Raw genomic sequence first — 2,923 nt, forward strand, 5'->3', positions numbered from 1 at the left:
AACATTCATGTGTTATCTTCATTAAGTTCTTTTCTTTTTATAATGTCGTGTGAGATATACCAACAGAGGAAGCCCTAGATCCCCTAATCCTAGGGCTTTTTTATAAGAATTTTATACATTTTATTATTTCCACTAACTCTTTAAATTGTATATACATAATATAAAATTTTCATGTTGTTATATTTTTTGATGGCCTCTTATCTTTCCTTAAAAGGCTTTTTTTCAAATAACGCTTTTGTTTAATTTATATTTAAAAAGTTCCTTTTCATAAAGACTTCCCTTATATGCTATACTCATTCTTAAATAATTGTATAAGGAATGTTAAAAATGGATGATAGATCGTCAAGACAATGGAAATTGCGACAAAAGTTAAGAGCACTGAAAACCAAAAACAACAATGACACAAACCCTTTGTTTAGTGAATGCCTTGAATCCCTAGGAAACGAAACTCTCATTTTCTCCCAAGAAAAAAGCCAGCAGATTGCTACTATTTTAATGAATTCATTTCCTATAATTGTCTCGGGAAGAATAGATTGGGAACAGATAGATAATCAATTCATAGCTTCGAACAAAGAACAACTAATTTCCCTTATTAGAGCAAACCAACTAGATTTTGACGAACAGATTTTTATAATACGGGATAACTATGAAATCCCTGTAGTAAGTACAAATCTTGATAAAGTATTCCAATCACTAGTTGACGTTGATGCAGTCAGTTTTTATTACTGGCTATTAGACAAAGAATATAGATTCGTAATTGAAATAAATGATGAAGAATTGATTAGGATTGGGTTTCGCTAATACTCTAAGCATATGAAGCTAGTTCCCTTCATTTCTTAATATTTTCTTCGTCACCACCGCTATTATTATCATTATGAAACTAATAGCAAATATAGGTAAATAAATTTTCGTACTGAATCCTTCAAACATAAAACCATATACGACTTGCCCAATTGGTGCCATACATTGAGATACCGCTGTTATAAATGCCATCACTTTTCCTAGATTTTCATTTGGTGTTTTCTTTTGGACTACAGTAATCACATAAATGGATACAATTGTCATAATCATTGCGATTAGAAGAGAAGAAAGTATAAAGAGGATAAATGGTGGATAGTATCCTAAATTAAGAATAAACGGTGTAACTGATAGTGCCACTGGCATTACTAATAAAGCTATGATAAGCATCCAATTATATAATGTTTTCATCTGTAACTTTTTAGCAAAGAAACCGATTGACAATGCCCCTAATATGGTTGCAAAATCAATTAATCCCATTCCAATTCCATACATCGTATCGCTACTCTGCATAGTTACTCGTAACATAATAGGTCCTCCAACAACAAATAACGGTGTCAAAATTAAGTTTAGTAAAGCTGCAAGTAACATAGCCTTCAAAATAAAAGGTTGCTTTAAAACATAAAGAAAACCTTTTTTCATATCTTTTACAATTGTCGGTATGATATGGCTTTCTTGCGCTCTTTTTATAAAAGGTATTGTAATAAACATTTCTAAAATTGCAGATAAAAAGAAAGCAAGACAACTTGTTATTACGAGCATTTTCAAACCAATTATGCCATATAATATTCCTCCTAGTACAGGTGCAACTATATTAGATAATGCTTGCACACCATTTATGATACCGTTTGCTTGTTCTAACTTTTTCTCTGGAACTAATTGCGGAATACTTGCCATAACAACTGGTGAGTACATTGCACTAATGACTGCTAGTAAAAACATAATTGCTCCAATCAATAAAATAGATACCGATTCAGTTAATAACAAAACTATAAAACTTAATACAATAGCAGCGTTTATAAAATCCAAAATGACCATTACATTACGGCGGTTGAAACGATCTGCTATCGCTCCGCCAAGAGGAGCTAACAAAAACGGGATACTCGTTATGGCATATAACCCTGCAAATATATCGGCACGTCCTGTTATATCTAGCACATATAAAGACAGTGCAAAACGTAATAGTGTTGAACCTAAAATAGTAATAATTTGACCACTTACCATTAAGTGAAAATCTTTCAAGGAAGATTGAATACTTGCTGGCATCTTCATCACATCCTTCATTTAGTCTAGACCGACTGCCGGTCTATAACACCCAAACAGAAAAAAGCTATTTCTGTTTCATTAAAACCTCGATCATATAATCAAAGGACCCTTCTTTCGCTCCAACAGATACTTCCATCATTTTAATATAAGCCTTAGCTCTTCTCATCATTTCTTCCGGTTTCCACTGGAATAAACCATCATCAAATATGACTTGTGCTGAAGAGAGTAATAATTCAATTGTTTCTTGTGGGTATGGAGTAGAAAATATGCCTTCTTCTATTCCTTGCTCTAAAACTTCCGTTAATACAGGAGATAAATGTATAATGGATTGCACTAAACTTTTCTGATGCATTTCTGCATTATTTGGTTGATGGAATTGTTCAATCATTTTTTCTTTGACATCTCCTGATTTTGGTGATTGTTCCATTAAAATTTTAAATAACTTATCTAAAACGGGGATATCGGGATTGGAGACAATCCTTTTCGCCTTAGTGACATCCTCTTTAATAATCCTCATAATGATTTCATCCATTACTTCCTCCTTCGACTTAAAATAATGATAAAACGTCCCCTTTGCTATACCAATTTCTTTTAAAATATCATTCACGGTTGTTTTCGTATAACCTTTCGTAAGAAACAAACGCTCAGCTGTTTCTAAAATTTCCTTTCTACGCTCCTCATACTCCTTTACAATTCGCATTCAAGTTCTCCTTCCCATCAGACCGACTGTCGGTCTATTAAAATTATATGTTTAGTTTGCAAAAAGTTTCCTATTATCGTACATATACAACACCATACTTTCTATTTCCTTTATAAATTTTTATTTTTTAACGTCCGCTCAATTTGTTTAAAACGTATC

Annotated in this window: 3 protein-coding genes; 1 reads left to right on the forward strand and 2 read right to left on the reverse strand. The window is 32.4% G+C overall.

The annotated features are described in order from the left end of the window. Positions 1 to 327 precede the first annotated feature (327 nt). A complete protein-coding gene (locus tag ABWK52_RS27860; protein WP_000342727.1) occupies positions 328 to 801 on the forward strand; it encodes a CDI toxin immunity protein in 474 nt (157 codons plus the stop codon). Between the two features lie 18 nt (positions 802 to 819). Here ABWK52_RS27860 and ABWK52_RS27865 read toward each other — a convergent pair whose 3' ends face one another. Next, positions 820 to 2,064, reverse strand: coding sequence for an MFS transporter (locus tag ABWK52_RS27865; RefSeq protein WP_001111715.1), 1,245 nt, complete (start codon positions 2,062 to 2,064; stop codon positions 820 to 822). 64 nt (positions 2,065 to 2,128) lie between these two features. Next, entirely contained in the window at positions 2,129 to 2,764 is a 636-nt protein-coding gene (locus ABWK52_RS27870) for a TetR/AcrR family transcriptional regulator (protein WP_001223580.1), read from the reverse strand. Positions 2,765 to 2,923: the final 159 nt, after the last annotated feature.

Source organism: Bacillus sp. AP50 (genome assembly GCF_040492675.1).
Lineage (GTDB): Bacteria > Bacillota > Bacilli > Bacillales > Bacillaceae_G > Bacillus_A > Bacillus_A cereus.